Below are 17097 nucleotides of genomic sequence, written 5' to 3' on the forward strand. Positions count from 1 at the left end.
GGCTGCAAAGAAAACAGGAAAGGAGACCGCAACATTGACCACATCATAAACTACAGCGCATAACTGAAGGTGGGTCAAATCTCGGTGAAAATACCGGGTCAGTTCTCAGTGACAATCAACAATCACAAACCAGAAAGCTCGCTTTCCTTTCTTCCCAACCTTCAGTTCAGCGCTGGCGCCTGAGAGACTGTGCCACCTCCCCGCCGAATGCTGAGCCCCTCCCCTGCCCGTCTGGTCTCAAATGGCTGTCCTGGGTATTCTCGTCGCCCTCCTCCGATTCCGCGATGAAGAACTCTGCCTCATCCCCGTTCAGCCGCAGCCCGCTCCGGTCGGTCAGTCCGATGGTGCTGCCGTTCGGCTCAAACGTGATCAGGTACTGGCCGAGTCTGTCCTTGTGCACGCGGTAGCCGGTGTTGGCCCAATGTACGGTCTGACCTGCATCGATGGCGGCTTTGATCTCTTCGAGTGTCATGATCGCCCCCTCGCTATTCTGCTGCCACTGAAGTTACGTCCCGCGTGGCGTCTGGTCCGGTTCCAACAATCCGGGAGAGGATGCCCAATGTGTCGACACCGTCCCCATGCGGCAGGAAAACACGAAGCTGGAAGGCGATGATCTCCGTGAAACACCCCATTGCTTTGAGGCCATCGATCATTCCCTTGTCCGCACCGCCCAGCTCGAGGCGCATTTCGCCCGCGACACGGCGGCGGGTCAGGGTCAGGCCGCGGCCCAGATCGACCTGGGCAGTGGTGCCTAGGGCGACGGTCAGCATTTCTTCTGGGGTTTTTGGGTTGGAAACGAGGAAGCGTGCGCGCAGCGCTGCCGCCCCTTCCTCGCTCAGCGTGCGACCGATCATGCTGGTTCCGCCGTCGGGCGTGACCCGGTAGATGCGTTCATTTGTGGTCGGGATATCCTTCCAGATCGGCAAGAGCAGCCCGGTCAGCAGGTAGAGCTTCGTCATGCTGGTTTTTGGCAGGGACGCGGCTTCGTCATCCCAGAGCCGGGTGAACTCTGCCCTCCCGATCTTTTCCCAGGCTGAAGCCTCAAACCGGGTCTCCTCGAGATAGCTGGACCCATTGGGCCGCACTGCCTTGCGCATCAGGGTGACAATGTCCTCGTCATACATCTGCATGGGCCGCGCCGAGATAAGCGCCGCGCGGCCGGAAGCACGGTTGACCATCGGTCGTTTGTCGGGATTGCGCGAAATGGCCTCTTCCGCGTCCAGCACATACACTGGGTCGGTCACCTCGAGCCCGATGATCCGCGTCACCGCGCCGGATTTCGGGCAGGTCCAGAGATCCTCGGTGGAGACCTGTTCGATCTTTTCGCCACGCAGGGTTTCCACGCCGAGATCGAGCGTGCCTGCCGCGCGCGCCCGTTCAGTCTGATCGGCAATCCGCCTCATGAACTCGGCAAAGAGCGCGTTCTGCATATGGATGGGTAGCGCCAGCACCCGGTTCAGAAACCGCTGGATCGGCGGAAGCTCCTCAAGGAGCACCCCGTCCTTGTCGATCAGCCGCAAGGCCGTCCAGTCGGTGAAGCTCTCGTAGCTCATCGCCTCAGCGCGCCCGGCGGCAAGATCGGCGAAATACCCACGCAGAGCCGCCCGCGCGATCGGGCTTTCGAGATTGTCCTCCTCGCGGAACATGCCCTGCGAGCCGGTCTCGCGCTGACCCTTGGTCAGGGCCCCCAGCTGGTCGAGGCGTTTGGCTATAGTCGAGGTGAAGCGCTTTTCGCCATGCACATCCGAGGTGCAGACCCGGAAGAAGGGCGCGCTGACCTGGGCAGAGCGATGCGTGCGGCCGAGCCCCTGGATGGCCGCATCCGCGCGCCAGCCTGGCTCCAAGAGGTAGTGCCGCCGCCGTTTCTGGTTCTTCGCCGTTTGCGCTGCGTGGTAGGACCGGCCCGTCCCACCCGCATCGGAGAAGATCAGGATATTCTTCTCGCCGTCCATGAAGGCTTGGGTCTCGGATGAATTGCTGCTGGCGGCGCGCTTCTCGATGAAGAGGTGGCCATCGTCCGCCTTCAGAGGTCGAATCGACCTTCCGGTCACTTCGGCCACGGCCTCGTCGCCAAAAGCCCAGAGGATCTGATCGAGCGCCGAGGGGATCGGCGCCAGCGTCATCAACCCCATCATGGCCGCATCGCGCAGGGCGAGCGCCTCGCGCGAGACAACCAGCGCCCCGGTCTCATCCCGCAAAGGTTCCGCCACCATATTGCCGTCGATCTCCACCAGCTTTTGCGCATGGATCGGGAAGGCCTGTTCGAGGTAGCCCAGAACATAGTCTCGCGGCGTCAAGGCACCCTCGACGAGTTCATCCTCCGGGTCCATCGCCTCAAGCCGACGCTTCAGCAGGCTCTCGCCTGTCGAGACCACCTGAATGACGCAGGCGTTGCCCGCCGCGAGGTCATCCTCGATGGCGCGGATGATGGTCGGGGCTTGCATGCCCATCAGGAGATGGTTGAAGAAGCGCTGCTTGGTGCTTTCAAACCGGGACTTGGCCGAGGCGCGTGCGGCCGAGGCATTGGTCTCGCCCGAGGCATTGTTGACACCGGTCGCCGTCAGCGCCGCCTCGAGATTATGGTGGATCGTTCGAAACGCACCCGCATAGGCGTCGTAGACCTCAACCTGGGCCGGGGTGAGCGCGTGTTCGAGCACGTCATACTCTACGCCGTCGAAGCTGAGGGCGCGGGCCGTGTAGAGGCCGAGCGTCTTGAGATCGCGGGCAACCACCTCCATGGCCGCGACACCGCCTGCCTCCATCGCCGAGACGAAACCCTCGCGGCTCGGGAAGGGGTAGTCGGGGCCTTGTCCCCAAAGACCGAGACGCGCGGCATAGGCCAGGTTATGCACGCTCGTGGCGCCCGTGGCCGAGATGTAGAAGACGCGGGAGCGGGGTGCTGCCAGTTGCAGCCGCAGGCCCGCAAGGCCCTGCTGCGAGGGTTTGACCCCCCTGCCCTGCTCAGACCCTGCCGCGTTCTGCATGGCATGGGCCTCATCGAAGGAAAGAACGCCGTCAAAGTCTTCACCCATCCAGGCTAGGATCTGGCCCAGTCGCGTGGTGCCGCATTTGCCCGCGGACCGCAGCGTGGCGTAGGTGACAAAAAGGATACCGTCGCCCATCGGGACGGGCTGGTCCGGTTTCCATTTGGAGAGCGGCTGGATGTCGGCGGGCGAGCCGCCGAGATCGGTCCAATCGCGGATCGCGTCCTCGATGAGCGTGGCGGATTTCGAGACCCAGATCGCCTTTCTGCGTCCGGCCAGCCAGTTCACAAGGATGAGCCCCGCGCATTCGCGCCCCTTGCCGCAACCGGTGCCATCTCCGAGGAAATAGCCGAGGCGATAGGCCCGTGCATCGGGGTCATCATCGGCGCGCGTCAGCTTGGTCTGGTCGTCATCGATAGCGAACCGACCGGACAGATCGCGCCCATGGGCATCATGTGCCATGACGATGGTCTCGAGCTGCGCCTCGGAGAGATGTCCCTCCTCGATCAGCCTGGCGGGCAAGCGCAAGTCATCACTGCCCGTGTTTGAGGGCACCGGCGGCGCGACAGAGGCCATGGCGATGCTTTCAACGAGCGGCGTGGGATGTTCCTGCGCACCCGCAATCTCGATCCGCTGCGGCCGGTAGCGCGCATAGATGTCCGAGATGGGCGTGTTGTCGCGCGGGGCCTCAAAGCTTGTGAAGCTGAGCGGGATGGCAGCATTGGCGCGGGGTTTGGAGGCAGCGAAAGGCGCACCGGCGGTCTTGCGTGGGGCAGCTACTGGACGAACCGGCCGCCCATGATGGATCGCCGCCGCCCTTTGGGCGGGGCGCATCTCAGGCCGGGTCGCGGCCACGGCGTCAACAAAAGGAAGGGCTTCCTCCAGATCCTGAACCGCGGCGCGGATGAGTTCGCCATCGTCCTGCACCTTGTCGAAGACCATCAGCTGGGTTTCCACAGAGGTGCCGAGCTTGCGATAGACCTGTCCCGGCATCGTCAGCGCCAAGCGCGGCGTCAGGAGACCGCAGGCGCGCGACCAATGCGCGCCATCACGTTCCGGGCTGAACCCCGGCGGCATGATCGCCACCAGCCGCCCGCCGGGCGCGAGACGCTTTGCAGCGCCGATGAGATGTTTTGCAGCGATGTGCTTGTCCCGGGAGCGGTCGACCGAGGAAGCGAAGGGCGGATTCATCACCACGACGTCGGGTAGAACCGGCGTCTGCTGCAGATCGTCGATATGCTCACCGTCATGGCCCGTCACCTCGCCACCGAAGAGGGCGCGCAGGAGGCGCTGGCGAAAAGGGTCGATCTCGTTGAGCAAAAGCGTGGCACCGGCTCGGGCGGCGAAAGCAGCCAGGGCACCGGTGCCAGCCGAGGGCTCCAGCACGGTCTCACCCTTGCGGATCGCCGCGGCCCGCAAGACCAACGCCGCGAATGGCAGCGGCGTGGAAAATTGCTGCAGCCGGATTTGCTGCTCTGACCGGCGGGTTTCCGTCAGCAGCCTTGAGGCAAGCAGCTTTGCAGCGGCGATGTCACCTGCCACGCCGTTCCCACGCAGCAGCACCTGGACAGCCGCGGCCTGCATCAGGTCATAGGCCATGCGCCAGTCCCAGGCACCTCCGGCATCGCTGCCATGAAACGTCTCGCGCATGATGCGCGCAAGCGCTGAACTGCGCAGAGGTAGATGGTCGATCTCCGCGCCGATTTGCGCGATGGCATTGGCGAGATCACTGTCGGAGATTGGGAAAGCCGGGTTTGCCGGTTTGGGCCTGGACATGGGGATTTTCCTTTGGATCAGGGTCTGAGTTCCAAAGGACAAAAAGCCCGCTTTCGCTTTTCAGGGTGACGGGGGTCAGACCGCGCTGACCTCCAAGGCTTGGTCAGGACTTGGGTTCGACCTCCCGTTTCGCATCAATCAATGCCTGTGCGGCCTGCATCACCTGAACCTGAGATATTCCCGTGCGTGCATCCTCCAGCGCGGCCTGTACCTGCGCGCAAAACCACTCGTCATACGAATTCGCTTCAGCGGCCACGGAAATGCTCCTCTAGGCCCCAGTCCAGAAGCTTGCCGAGGTCATCGGTCATGTCTGCAGCGCGCACCGCAAATTGGGAATGCTTCCATTTAATCCGAGACGCGCCTTGCTCATCGGTGCCGAGGTGCGGCTCTTCCTTACCCGTTGGGTCCATTGCGCTTTCTCCGACTATACTATGGGTCGATGCTACATCACCCAGCCTGGCGTCGTAAACGGCAATGCCGTAAGGTTCACAGCAAACTGGGCCACTTACCGATCTGGCGCCGCTTCAAGGGAAGTTTCGAACCGCTTGCCCGCCGCTGCAGCTTCTTTCAAGAGCGCATCGAAATTGTCAGGTGGATTGCCATCTTCCAACATCCCTTTGAACGTCGCATAGGCATCCGTCTTGCTGCCGTAGGCGCGCAGGGTCTTGTCGTCGTTCACCCAGGCCACCACGATGACCTTCGCATCGCTGTTGAACCGATAGAACAGCCGATACTGCTGGAAGAATTTCGCCCGGAACCAATGCTTGCGGTGATCGCCGAGTGTGCCGCCTTGCCGGAAGGCCGCGGCTCCCGGATCTGCCGGTATGGCCTCGGCGACCAGCTTTAAGATGGCGGCCAGCCGTTTCGTGGAATTTTTCTTGCGCCAAGTCTTGGGATCGCGTGCCTTACGCGCCTCGACCTCCACGGTCAGCCCTTCGAGCTGGTCCAGAAAGAGCGGATGCGCATAAATCGACCATCCGTTCACGACAAGGGGCGCTTGGGCGGGCACGCTATCGCCGCTCATTCATCCTCGATCGATAGCGGCGCATCGAGATCGACGTCAACGTCTCCGACCAGTGCGGCAAGACGGTCATGCAAAGCCCCATCGAACGCCCGAATGCGGTCCGGATGCGCCTTGATATCGGCCTCGACAAAATCGAGAAAGGCTCCGAGCACGGGATCTTCCTCGTCGCTGCGCACGGGCTCGATATAGACCCTGCCACTCGGCTCGGTGCAGTAACGAATCTGGTCGCCCTTGCCCAGCTTGAGCTGTTTGCGCACACCCGCCGGCACGGTCGTCTGATACCGATCCGTGAGTTTCGAGACATCTTGTGCGAGGGCTGTCATGGCAGTCTCCTGAAGAAAAGGTTCTTTGCTGCCCGCGATAGGTAATGCATTTGCATTGCCTTGTCAAGACAAGCCGCAGCATCTGCTGTCGCCGGGCAGGTCGATGAACCGTCCGGCGCAGGACCTAATTTCGCCCCGCCAGGAACTCCGCCAGCACCGGGCTAGCCGCACCTTTCGCGGAGCTGAGCAGCTTCGAGCCTGCAAGCGAGGCCTTCGACAGGCGCACGAGCCCACCGGTTTCCTCGATGCGGTAGCAGCGGCGCTTTTGCCGCCCGCGCCTGTAGTGGGTCGCGGTGACAATCTGGCAGGTACTGCCATCGGTGAGCGTCACAGGTGCTGCGAGCTTGATCTTGTCGCCTTCCTCGTAGTCCGGGATCGCAGCCCAGTCCTGGCAGCGCTGGCGCCAGGCATGAGCATAGCTGTCTGGGTCTTTCAGCTCGGACAGCAGGGCCAATAGGCTCAGTGGCGCGCGGGATTCGACCGGTCCCGCGCTTTCCTCCATGTCCTTGTAGCCCCAGCAGCCGTCATCATATCGGGTAAGGAATACGGCGGCGAAAGTGATGAAGCCATCCGCATCGGTGAGATAGGTCGTGTCTTCGACAGGGGTGCCGTCGATATTTGTGACCTTTGCCGCCGCATACCAGGTTGAGCCGACCTTGCAGGCCTTGACCAGTTCAGTTTTGCGCGTGTCGCCATGAGAGGTGCATAGCCGGGCGATTTCCGCTTTCTCATCCGCGTAGGTCTGGACGCGGCGATCGGTATAGAAGAGCCAACCCATCACGCCGCCCTCCGGTCATCGATTTCCATCAGCGCATCGAGCGGCACGCGGTAGGGCTGCATGGCGTCGAAATCCTCGCAATTGCCGCAGTTCTGCACGATCGCGAAGGTGTCGCAGGCATCCTTGAGAATGACCCGGAAGGTGCCGCCGAGGCCCGAGGGCACCTCGTAGGTCCCGCCGATGAGATAGTCCGAAGCCCGGTGCACGAAGACGCGGATGCTGTGGCCATCGGTGGCGAGCCGGATGGCCCCCCGCCCCCGGTCGATGAGCACCTGCACGTCATCCAGGATGTCGGTGTAGAACTGGCCGGTCAGATCACGAAACGCCATGCGGCGCTGCGCCATCCAGTCGGTATCCCGAAACGGGTTCATGCCATTGGCGAAAGCAAAGGAAGGATCGGCCTGTTCGGTGGTGACGATACGGGTGGTCGTGCCATCGATGCCATTTGAGCGCAGATGCACACCATTGCCGACGATGAGGATCAGGGCGGGCTTGTCCACGGGCCCGTTCCAGTTGGGCAGGAAGGTTTTGCAGGCGCGCGCATGTGCGATTTGCGCCGCAACAGCGGAAGCAGAGAACTTGAGAATAGCCATAGGGATGTCTTTCCGTTGGGTGTGGGAGGGTCGACCCGCGCGGGCGGCATGGTCCACGCGCGGGTCGCGTGATGGCTCAGGCCGCTTGCGCGACCTCGCCGTCAGACTCCGGGGTTTCCGCGATGGGCTCCGCCTCATCAAAGGCGATACCGGCGGTCTGCATCATCGGCGGGCACCAGGCGGCCACGGCAGTGCGCTGCGCGTCCGTGAGCGTGGCGAAGGGCTCGGCGAAGAGCTTGTCACAAAAGGCGACGATCTCCTTCTTGCTCGACGAGGCGAGCGTCACAGCCTCCTGGGCCAGGCCCAAATCCTCGCCGAGGATCTTCAGGAGCCAGGCCTTCTTGAAGCGGTTGAAGAGCGCCGCATTCGGCGTCCAATGCGCCCGGATGTCGGGCATGATCTCGATCTCGAAGTCATGCATCAGGCTGTCGCGCTGACGGTCCCGTGCGAAGCAGGACTGCGTCGTGCTGGCGGTCGCATAGGCCACGAGCTTGGCCTTCTCCCCTGCATCGAGCGCGCGAAACGCCGCGAACTGATCGGCGGGCGCGCGGGTGTCATCGAGCCAGGACAGATCAAGCGCATCATGCGCCGCCGCCACCTGCTCGAGCGAGGTCTCGTCGATCTCGTCCATCTTGGCGTGGCTGCGGTATTCTTTGCGGGCCTCGACCTTGATCGCCTGCGTCACGGCCATGCCGCTGGCCAGAACGTCACTGACCAGCTTGAAGAGCGTCAGATCCAGCGTGGCCTCCGGATGCAGCGCCATTGCGGCGCCAAGGGCCATGGCTCGTTCGGTCTTGAGGTCCTCAGCCAGTGAGGCCGGGTAGGTGATTTCGCCGGCGTCGGGGGCCTCCTCTCCCGTGGTGTTGGTCGAGGAACTGGGCGCGCCCTTCTCTTTCACGGTGTCCTCCGGGCGGACGAGGCCCACATGGAGCGTGATCTGCCCGTTCGACCAAGACGCAATCACGCCTGCACGGGCGAGATCCTCGGCGCTGTAGGCCTCCTGCAGATCGCGGGCTTCGTCTTCCAGAGCGTCCACGCGGTCGTAAAGCGCGTTGTAGGCACCGTCCTCGATCCCCTCATCCTCCATCTTGAGCTGCAATTTCTCAAGCTCGGCGGTGATCTCATCGATGCGCTTCCGGGCAGCCTCATCCGGCTCGATCGGGCCGGGATAGACGCGGCCATAGTCGGCCATGGTCGCGTAGTCATAGCGCACCATCGCATCGGCCCAGGCGAAGCCCAGCCTCATACAGGCCTCTTCGGCAGCGGCACCGAGCTTTTCGAGCAAGATGGTCTCGACCAGCGCCGCATCCTCAAGCACGGAATGCTCTTCGAGAAGGTCAGCCGCGACGGCGCCGCCACGCGCCTCGTAGTCCGCGCGCACGAAAGCCCCGATATCGTCACTGACCTGCACGCCGCGGGATTTGAGGGCCTGACGGACGGTATAGGCCTGCAGATAGCCGCCGTCCTTCGTGAGCGCCGCGAAGACCTCGCGCTGCGCCTCCTGGCTCGGGTGCTCGGCAAAGGCCTTCATCGTGTCGAGCGTGATCACCTTGCCCCGGGCCGCGGCGCGGATGTCGGGGTGGATCAGGCCATAGCGCAACCGGCCTTTCACGGCCGCCACCGTGGCGTCGAAGGTCTTTGCGATCGTCTCGGGCGTCTGGCCGTCGACCTCCATCATCCGGGCGAAGGCCTCGAACTCGTCGATGGCATTCATCGGTGCCTGGGTGATGTTCTCGGCGAGCGACAGTGCCGTGGTGACGTCGCAGTCTTCCGGCACGAGGCGGCAGTCCACCTTGGTCTTCGCCGTGAAGCCCTTGATGGCCTTGTCGGCGATCAGCTCCTTCAGCGCGGCATGGCGTCGGCCACCGGCGAGGACAGCATATTTGTCGTCAAGCTTCTGGACGAGAAGCGGCTGGAGCAGGCCCAGAATAGCGATGCTGGCCTTCAGATGCGCGATGTTCTCGGGGTCATAGGTTTCCGGCGAGTTGCTGCGCACATTGGCAGGATGCGGGACCAGATCGCCGATGGCGACGGTGAGAGGGGCAAAGCTTGTGGTCATGGGATATCCTTCCAGGTGGGTGAGGTGTGGCCCGCGCGCGCTTGCGCGTGACCAATCCCCGGCTTCAGGGATCACCACGACAAAAGGCCCACTCTCCCTTTGAGGGGTCAGTGGGCCTTCATCGCCTGGGGTGTCAGGAGGGGAGTCCCCTGCCCTTCTACCAGTCGCGTGCCAGCATGATGGTCAGCACACGCATGGTTGTGGCAGGATTGTCCGGGGTCTCAGCGCCGTAGCGGAAATCCGAGTCTGCTTCATAGAGATCGATCTTCCAGAACACGGTCTCTCCCCGGATCTCGACCGCTCCGAAATCGTGCCAGCCTTCCGGGTCATTTTCGGGCTCGAATGTATCGAACGCACCGGTGGCCTTCACCGCCTCGGCCATGAAGCCATCGTCGGCCTCCATAAGCGAGCGGGTGACATGCATCCGGCCCTGGATGGGCTGCGAGGGCGCCACTCCGAGGCACGCGAGCTTTCGAAACGCGTCGTTTTGCGCCGCGATCACGCTCGGATCCGGACGGTCTGGCTGGGGTTGAACGGTCATGGACATGGGGATCTCCTTTGAGAAGTTGAAACACCCTTCTCACAGCCCGCTTTTTCTTTTCCGCTTGGCGGATGAATCGAGGCCGAAGGCGCCCCACCCGAACAGCCCCTTGGGTCTGTAATTCGGGTTGGGGATAGTTTCGATCCAGCCGCCTTGTTCTTTGATGCTCTCGAGCGCTGCCGAGAACGGATAAGCGCCCTCGGACTGGCTCCACCAATAGGCACCTCGTTTGAAGGTGATGATCTTGCGGCGGCCGTCTTCGAAGCAGGCCACCCGCAGCGTCTTGGGTTCCTTGCGTGACATGCGAGTCTCCGTTCTCCGTGTGGTCAGGCGGCCTCGGCACTGCGCCCTGCCCTGCCCGTCTCCGATCTGGCAATCAGATAGTCGCAGGCGCGCTGCGCGTCCGCGGCGTGCTTGAAGATCGCACCCTTGTCCGACCGAAGGACGTGCAACCAGTTGTGGAGATAGGCGGCATTCATCTCGAGCGTATGCGCCGTGAAGCCGAGCGTCTGACCCAGGAACACCGAGGTCAATTCCGCGACGATCTCCTCGCGCGCATAGGACGTGTTGCCAAACTTCGAGAACCCGAAATCGCGGTTCAGTCGATGGGGAGCTTTCGTGGCATGGGCCAGCTCATGGGCCCAGACCCCGTAGAAATTGCGCGGGTCCTGGAACCGCGTGATGGACGGCATGTAGACCTTGTCCACGGGCGGCAAATAGTACGCCTCCGTGCCCGTGAAGACGGTTGTGATGTCGATGGCATCGAAAAACGCCTGCATGTGCGGGATGGGCTCGGACTGCGGATGCTCGGGCACGGGCTCCGGGTCAGGGTAGAAGCTGTCGGGCAGGCCCTCGATCTGGCAGGCATTGAACACACGGTAGGATTTCTGGAAGCGGAAGATACGGGCTTCCTCGGAGTGATCATCCCCGTCGCTGTGATCATGCTCATCGCCGGCGTCTCTCCGGCTTTGACCGTAATAAACGACGACAGAGGACTTTTCGCCCTTGCGGACCTTTGCGTCCAACGCATTGGCCTGCGGCAGCGTCATCCAGAAGGGAGAGCTGTGGCCCGCCATCACGGTCCGCATCGTCAGCAGGAAGTTGTTCACTCCCTGGTAGGGTTCCCCGCCCACGCGCAGGGGACGAGAGCTGCCACCTGCGGTCCATGGCTTGCGCCACGGCAAGACGCCGCGCTCGATGATGCGGATGATTTCGTTTGTGATGACCTCTGAGGCATCGAATTTGGGCGTACGGGATCGGGCCATGGCTGGCCTCCTTTTCGAGTTTTGGTGAGAGGGAGTGGTGACTAGGTTGACCGACAGGGGCGCGGATCGTTGGGGATCCTGGCACCGAGGGCTTCGACCATGTCGATGTAGGTGGTCAGCGACACGGACTTGCCGGGACCCGAAGAGTCAGGGTCGACCGATCTGTCCCGCGCCACCCGCGGCAGGTTCGCGAAGGCGATGACATCGGTGACGGGTCGGATATCGATGAACGGCGTGCCACGTGCGACCGCAAGAGTGGCCAAGGGAAAGCGCTCGATCGGCGCGAAACTCGACACGGTGGTCAAGCCGAGGTGGATGAATGTCCCGCCCTCTCCGCAGATCACATGCGCGTTTGCCAATAACGCCGCCTGCTTCAGATAGCCGAAATCACGCAGGACAGTCTCCCGCTCGCGCCGCTGTGCCTGCCTCGTCTGGCCGGTTCGGCGTGGTTTCTTGTGTCGCCACCACGAGGCAGCGGTCGCGCGCAACACGCGCAAAACACCTGTTTGCATGGGAATGTCCTTCATCAGGAACGGCAGACCGGAACCCGGCCCGGACCCATCTGAGGGACCCCAAAGGCCCTCATCCGTCAGTCACAAAACCCGAAGGACACTTTCTCTTTTCCCAGGCCCTTTCTGCACACAACAGAACTGAAACCCGGCCCATCTGCCGAAGCCATTGATTTCATGCAGCAATTCCAGATCGGCAGGCAAGATCGGCAACGCATATCGGCAAAACCTTGCTTGAAAGTACGAAATGTGTATATTTTTCAATTACTTTGGAAACATGGAAGATCGGCAAAATGCTGGAAACATCCGCCAGGATCGAACCCTGCTTGTTCGAGGAGCATATTCCTACAGAACTGGCAGACCTTTCGGTCGACATCCAGAGGGAAGTCACCGGGCTGGGACAAGGGTTGCATCCTGACAGCGCAGCCGAACTTGCCGATCTCGTCCGTGTGATGAACTGCTACTACTCCAACCTGATCGAAGGACACAACACGCGCCCCCGCGACATCGAAAGGGCGCTGGCTGGTGCCGAGCTTGAGGAAGAAACCCGTCCCCTCGCCCTTGAGGCCCGGGCGCACGTCATCGTTCAACGGGCCATCGACGAGATGCATCGCAAGGGCACCCTGCCCCGCCCCACATCCGTCGAATTCCTGACTTGGGTCCATAAGAGCTTCTACGACGAGATGCCGGATGAGTTTCGGGTCATCGAACATCCCGACGGCACACAAGAGCCCATCGTTCCGGGACGCATGCGCCAGGATGACGATCGGGAAGTTGCGGTCGGGCGCCACCTACCTCCTTCATCGTCGCGCGTCGCGGCATTCATGGACCATTTCGACAAACGGTTTCAGATTGCGGCGCGGTCTTCGAGCGGACGGATCATCGCGATCGCGTCTGCACATCACCGGCTCAACTACATCCACCCTTTCCCAGATGGTAATGGCCGCGTCAGCAGATTGATGTCTCATGCCATGGCCCTCACAGCGGGGATTGGTGGCCAAGGGCTCTGGTCCGTATCACGGGGGCTGGCCCGCGGGCTAACCGATCGGGGCGAGTACAAACGGATGATGGATCTGGCCGACAGTCCACGCCGCGGAGACCGCGACGGACGGGGGAACCTGTCAGAAGCGGCACTGAAGACGTTTAGTGAATGGTTCCTAAAGGTGACGCTCGATCAGATCAGCTTCTCAGCAAGATTGTTCGATCTCGGCGGACTGGACCAACGGTATCGTCGTCTTGTTGCAGATACCATCGATGACAAGCGAGCGCCGGAACTCATCTTGGCGGTTCTTCGGCATGGGGCACTGGAACGAGGCGATGCGCAGATTGTGCTCAAGACGTCCGAGCGTACTGCTCGCAACACGCTGAGTAAACTGACCGCCGCCGGATACCTGACGTCCGCCTCGCCGAAGACGCCAGTTCGGTTGGCGTTTCCGTTGGATTATCGAGAGCGGCTCTTTCCAAACCTCTTTGGAGATGGTGACCTCCCACAATAATTTTAGGGATTTAGGGTGTAATGCCTGGCCGCCGATTTCTTCCATGGGCTGCGAGATTTTCATCAAGGCTTGCTCGTGTGTCACTTGTCCACCGCGGTGGACATTTGCTGGTCTGAGATAAACTGAAGAACCACCACGCGCCGCTAGGTGCGTTTGGACAGTTTTGGTTGCCACAAGCTCCGCTTCTCGTTCGAAGTCCACCGCGGTGGACATTAGACAGTTCGCTCATTGGTTTCGGACAGTCGCTTGATCAAAGCTAATGGATCAAATTGGTTTTGCCTTTGACCCAGGGTGATACTGTGAAAATACGCCCCAAAATCCCTGATGCGTTTTCCAAGCTGTAGCATGATGAAGATCGCGCATGACGCTTTCTGAGCTCCTACAGCATTCTTGGCTTTCTCAAAAGTTTCTGGGTGAATGCCCATCATGGGAGCAAGTGTTCGAGCATGGTTTTCAATGTCAAACCAGTTTCTAAGTCTCTCTGTGGAGAACGATGTCGCCTGATCGCAGACTGAGGTCAGCAAGTCTGGTTTCAGGACCTCATCGCCTATGTTGCTATCTAAATCTTTTTTTTCTTCTTCAGACTTAGATTGATGCCGGACAGTTTGTCCGTCATTGGCGGGCAATTCCATAGTTTCAGGCGGGTTATCCGGGGTAGCCAAACTCTGGCATTCTGCATCTGTATTGGCGAGCAGAGCGTGGTATTCGGGGAGGCTCAGCTTCCTGCGTAGAGCTTTCCGTGCGTGGTTGATGAATGCGTTGCTGGGATCGTGCTCTTCCAAATGGGCGAGCTTCGTAAGGATCTGTTTGCGGACAAATATCCGATCTCGCCGGTTATTCTCCATCTCTTGCGCGATGGCTATAAGCTCGCTCGCACGTTGGAGCAGGGGGGTGAGAGACAATCCATAACTGATGCACTCCCCGCCGGATGAGCGAACGCGGTAGCGCTTTCGGTTCGAGCTGTCATTGCGCTTGATGAATCCGAGTTCAACGAAGCGGTTGATGTGCCTCCGGAGTGTCCGTTCGTCGATTCCGCCAACGCGCTGGCAAAGTGAATTGTTAGACGCAAAAACTGTTTCGCCATGGCCAGGTTTCAGAAAACTGAGCATTGCTTGAAGTGTCTGTATGTGGCCAGGACGTAGACCAAACACGCTGCGTGCATCTCTCAGGGCTCTGAAGATGGTCCAGACGTCGGTTTCAGATCGGGGAAATGAGCCGCGGGTTGCATCAGCACCTGCGGCTTCGATCGAGAGTTTTGTAAATGCCATGGCTTGTTCACGACGACCGTTCGGCCCACAACTTCCCCGTCTCTTTCCTCGAATTTTCGCGGAAAAAGGCAAAAAATATCAGTCCACCGAATCGGTGACTCTTGACCGGTATGCTGGAGGTTGCTACATCAAAGATGCTAATCAGATGATGAGGGCTCTCCAGGGGAAACTTTGGGGGGCTCTTTTCTTTCGGGTCTTCGCTTTTCTCCTCTGCTCGTGTTGCTCTGTGTGGCGCGGGGCTTAGGACCCAGAGCCTCTCTCATTCCGCCACTGTACGAAGAGTTGCAAAAGCGTAGCTTCCGCGTGCTCTTCGAGCCATTGGCCGAATTCTGGATTGTCCTTCTTGGTGACCTTGAGAGTGATCGCCTTCTCATTGATTGTCAGCGTGCCCAATGAACTGCCGTTCTCATCATTGATGACCGAAGTCAGCCCACGATTGGGCGGCTTCTTGTCGCGACGTGCTTTGCGCGAGCAAGCCAAATAGACCGCTTGGAACTTTTCGGAACTAGGAGTGTCGTCGGGCAGGGCGGCGAGCGCCTCTTTGGCGATGTCCACCAAATCTACCTTCACTGACAAGGCAGCTAGATCACCCCACTGCCGTCGTCCGATCCCATGTGCTGGCCCGATGAGTTGAACAAGACCGTCTGGCAGTTGTTCTATGACGACCCTGTGGTTGGATACGCCTTGCCGGGTCAGACCTAGAGCATCTTGAATGACACCGGGTTTGTACCCGGCTTCTTGCATCTCTTTGATAAAAAGAGACTTTTCTATAAAAGACGGATCAAGCCTGAGGTTGTTCTCCTGGCCTTGAGCGATCAGAGATGCGTCATCGTCCAAGGTTCGAACAATTGCCTTGACCGTTCCACCGACCTTACGGATCGCCGCAAGCCTGCGGCGGCCGTAGATGATGCGGTATCTGTCCGGTTGGGCTGATGGACGGACCATGATGGGCACTTGTTGGCCATGCTTGCGAATGCTCTCGGCCAACTCATCGATACTGGAATCTTCCAGCACCAACCGATCGCGCAGCCCATCCATGTCAATCTGATCGGGTTCAATGTCGCGAATCGAGTTTGCTGTGATCTCGCGCAAAGAGTCGCGCAATCCTCCAACAGATCCCGGCAGCTTTGCCGCTTTTGGCGGGGTAGGGGAGGGGGCTCCGCTCTCCGTCTCATTCCTTGGAGGCTGGTTGAAGATGTTTCGGGCCATCAGCGACGCCCCCATGCCATTTGGATCGTCTGCTCTAGCTCATCGCCAACGCCATTCACGCTGGTCAGGGCGCGATCAATTGTCTTTCTGATGAATTGGCTTGGATCGACTTCATAGACGGTCTGCTGGGTCATCCCCGCGTCGGAGATCGCCGTAGACTTCAGCATCGGCTCTGTCATGACCTGACCTGCCAGAATTGATCTCAGGTAGCCTGCCATTTGGGTCTGCGGACCGTCCGACGGTTCATATCTGGTAATCAGGAACTTGACAAAATCCCATGTGACACGCCGACCGATGGCTTCCTCCACGGCCTTGACCGTTTCTGAAGCAAGCTTCAGGAATTGGCTCATGGATGCGATGTCAAGCATGCCAGGTACCACGGTAACCAAAAGCCCCGTCGAGGCTGCCAGCGCAGTCAGGGTTAGAAACCCAAGCTGAGGCGGGCAGTCGATCAGGACGATGTCGTAGTTTGCCTCAACCTCTTCAAGCGCCAAGGCGAGGCGCTCTGCAAAGATGGGCTGTACGCGACGGGCGAGAGCGTTTGCGGTCTCGGTTTCGTACTCCGAGAGCATCAAACCGGCGGGCACCATGTCGAGCTTATGGAAGTAGGTCTTTTGGATGACGTTCGAGAGAGGAACTTGGTCCTCATATCTCAAAGCATCATAGATTGTGCCGCCATCGGCGAACTCAAGCTCGGGCCGAAAGCCGAAAAACGTGGTCAAACTTGCTTGCGGATCGAGGTCTAGGACCAGCACGCGGTAACCGCGCAAGGCATATCTTTGCGCAAGATGAATCGTTGCAGTAGTCTTTGATGAACCGCCTTTGAAGTTGACGACGGATATCACCTGGAGACGATCGCCATCACGTCGACCTGGGCGGTAGCTTTCTGCGTTCTTTCCAGTGCGTCCAAGAACATCGCGCAACTCATCAATCTCTTGGGCTGTGTAGAACCGGTGTCCGCGGTTGTCTGTATGCACTTCCGGGAAGCTGCCGTCCTTGTGCCGGTTGCGCAGGTTAGATGTGCTTACGCGCAGGAGGCCGGCGACTTCGGTGGAACTGAAGCGGCGTAGGGACTTTCGTTCTTCGGGTTCGAAAGCGATCTTCATCTGGCGATCCAAAGACTCAGCCAGATTGTCGGCAAATGCTCCGATATCGGAAGAGCCTATGCCTCGCGTGTATCCAATGTTACGATCATCCATGTCCTGCCGCCCACTCTCGGCCTCTGTTGAGGCTCTTAGTCATTCTGACGGTGTCCAGCGTATCTGACGCGTT

16 protein-coding genes and 1 pseudogene are annotated in these 17097 nt (G+C 60.4%); 1 reads left to right on the forward strand and 16 read right to left on the reverse strand.

From position 1 onward, the window contains the following. Positions 1–166 precede the first annotated feature (166 nt). The 13 genes and pseudogenes from P2081_RS17925 to P2081_RS17985 form a co-directional block, all read right to left on the reverse strand. Positions 167–472, reverse strand: a complete 306-nt coding sequence (locus tag P2081_RS17925) for a hypothetical protein (RefSeq protein ID WP_278924240.1) — start codon at positions 470–472, stop codon at positions 167–169. A 13-nt stretch (positions 473–485) separates the two neighbouring features. Further along, the gene (locus P2081_RS17930; protein ID WP_278924241.1) at positions 486–4760 is read right to left on the reverse strand and encodes a strawberry notch-like NTP hydrolase domain-containing protein; all 4275 of its coding nucleotides are present in this window, start codon (positions 4758–4760) and stop codon (positions 486–488) included. A gap of 103 nt (positions 4761–4863) precedes the next feature. Further along, the gene (locus P2081_RS17935) at positions 4864–5016 is read right to left on the reverse strand and encodes an antitoxin PaaA2 family protein (protein ID WP_278924242.1); all 153 of its coding nucleotides are present in this window, start codon (positions 5014–5016) and stop codon (positions 4864–4866) included. Then, positions 5006–5170, reverse strand: a complete 165-nt coding sequence (locus tag P2081_RS17940) for a hypothetical protein (protein WP_278924243.1) — start codon at positions 5168–5170, stop codon at positions 5006–5008. Before P2081_RS17940 ends, P2081_RS17935 begins: the two co-directional genes overlap by 11 nt. A gap of 95 nt (positions 5171–5265) precedes the next feature. Beyond that, positions 5266–5784, reverse strand: coding sequence for a type II toxin-antitoxin system YhaV family toxin (locus P2081_RS17945; RefSeq protein ID WP_278924244.1), 519 nt, complete (start codon positions 5782–5784; stop codon positions 5266–5268). Continuing rightward, positions 5781–6107 carry a type II toxin-antitoxin system PrlF family antitoxin gene (locus P2081_RS17950; protein ID WP_278924245.1) on the reverse strand — a complete coding sequence of 109 codons (327 nt, stop codon included), beginning with the start codon at positions 6105–6107 and terminating at the stop codon, positions 5781–5783. The genes P2081_RS17945 and P2081_RS17950 overlap by 4 nt, the downstream gene beginning before the upstream one ends. Positions 6108–6231: 124 nt before the next feature. Then, a complete protein-coding gene (locus P2081_RS17955) occupies positions 6232–6885 on the reverse strand; it encodes a DUF6927 domain-containing protein (RefSeq protein ID WP_278924246.1) in 654 nt (217 codons plus the stop codon). Continuing rightward, positions 6885–7478, reverse strand: a complete 594-nt coding sequence (locus tag P2081_RS17960; RefSeq protein ID WP_278924247.1) for a regulator — start codon at positions 7476–7478, stop codon at positions 6885–6887. Before P2081_RS17960 ends, P2081_RS17955 begins: the two co-directional genes overlap by 1 nt. A gap of 76 nt (positions 7479–7554) precedes the next feature. Continuing rightward, complete coding sequence (locus P2081_RS17965; RefSeq protein ID WP_278924248.1) at positions 7555–9537, reverse strand: ParB/RepB/Spo0J family partition protein; 1983 nt, start codon at positions 9535–9537, stop codon at positions 7555–7557. Positions 9538–9694: 157 nt separating this feature from the next. Next, a complete protein-coding gene (locus P2081_RS17970; protein ID WP_278924249.1) occupies positions 9695–10084 on the reverse strand; it encodes a DUF3768 domain-containing protein in 390 nt (129 codons plus the stop codon). A 90-nt stretch (positions 10085–10174) separates the two neighbouring features. Continuing rightward, positions 10175–10381 (reverse strand): annotated as a pseudogene (locus tag P2081_RS17975) (DUF6330 family protein); the annotation flags it as partial. Positions 10382–10404: 23 nt separating this feature from the next. Then, positions 10405–11343 carry an ArdC family protein gene (locus P2081_RS17980; protein ID WP_278924251.1) on the reverse strand — a complete coding sequence of 313 codons (939 nt, stop codon included), beginning with the start codon at positions 11341–11343 and terminating at the stop codon, positions 10405–10407. 41 nt (positions 11344–11384) lie between these two features. Beyond that, positions 11385–11855, reverse strand: coding sequence for a hypothetical protein (locus P2081_RS17985; protein ID WP_278924252.1), 471 nt, complete (start codon positions 11853–11855; stop codon positions 11385–11387). A 290-nt stretch (positions 11856–12145) separates the two neighbouring features. On the opposite strand from P2081_RS17985, the gene P2081_RS17990 reads away from it, so the two are divergent. Next, the gene (locus P2081_RS17990) at positions 12146–13348 is read left to right on the forward strand and encodes a Fic family protein (protein ID WP_278924253.1); all 1203 of its coding nucleotides are present in this window, start codon (positions 12146–12148) and stop codon (positions 13346–13348) included. A 212-nt stretch (positions 13349–13560) separates the two neighbouring features. Here the strand turns inward: P2081_RS17990 and repC are convergent, their stop codons facing one another. From repC to repA, 3 genes are all read right to left on the reverse strand, one after another. Further along, positions 13561–14616 carry a plasmid replication protein RepC gene (repC, locus tag P2081_RS17995; RefSeq protein WP_278924254.1) on the reverse strand — a complete coding sequence of 352 codons (1056 nt, stop codon included), beginning with the start codon at positions 14614–14616 and terminating at the stop codon, positions 13561–13563. Between the two features lie 240 nt (positions 14617–14856). After that, positions 14857–15825: a plasmid partitioning protein RepB gene (gene repB, locus P2081_RS18000; protein ID WP_278924255.1), complete on the reverse strand. Its 969-nt coding sequence runs from the start codon at positions 15823–15825 to the stop codon at positions 14857–14859. Then, positions 15825–17024, reverse strand: a complete 1200-nt coding sequence (gene repA / locus P2081_RS18005) for a plasmid partitioning protein RepA (RefSeq protein WP_278924256.1) — start codon at positions 17022–17024, stop codon at positions 15825–15827. Before repA ends, repB begins: the two co-directional genes overlap by 1 nt. Between the last annotated feature and the right edge of the window lie 73 nt (positions 17025–17097).

The sequence above is a fragment of the Pseudophaeobacter profundi genome (genome assembly GCF_029697505.1).
In the GTDB taxonomy this organism is placed as follows: Bacteria; Pseudomonadota; Alphaproteobacteria; order Rhodobacterales; family Rhodobacteraceae; genus Pseudophaeobacter; species Pseudophaeobacter profundi.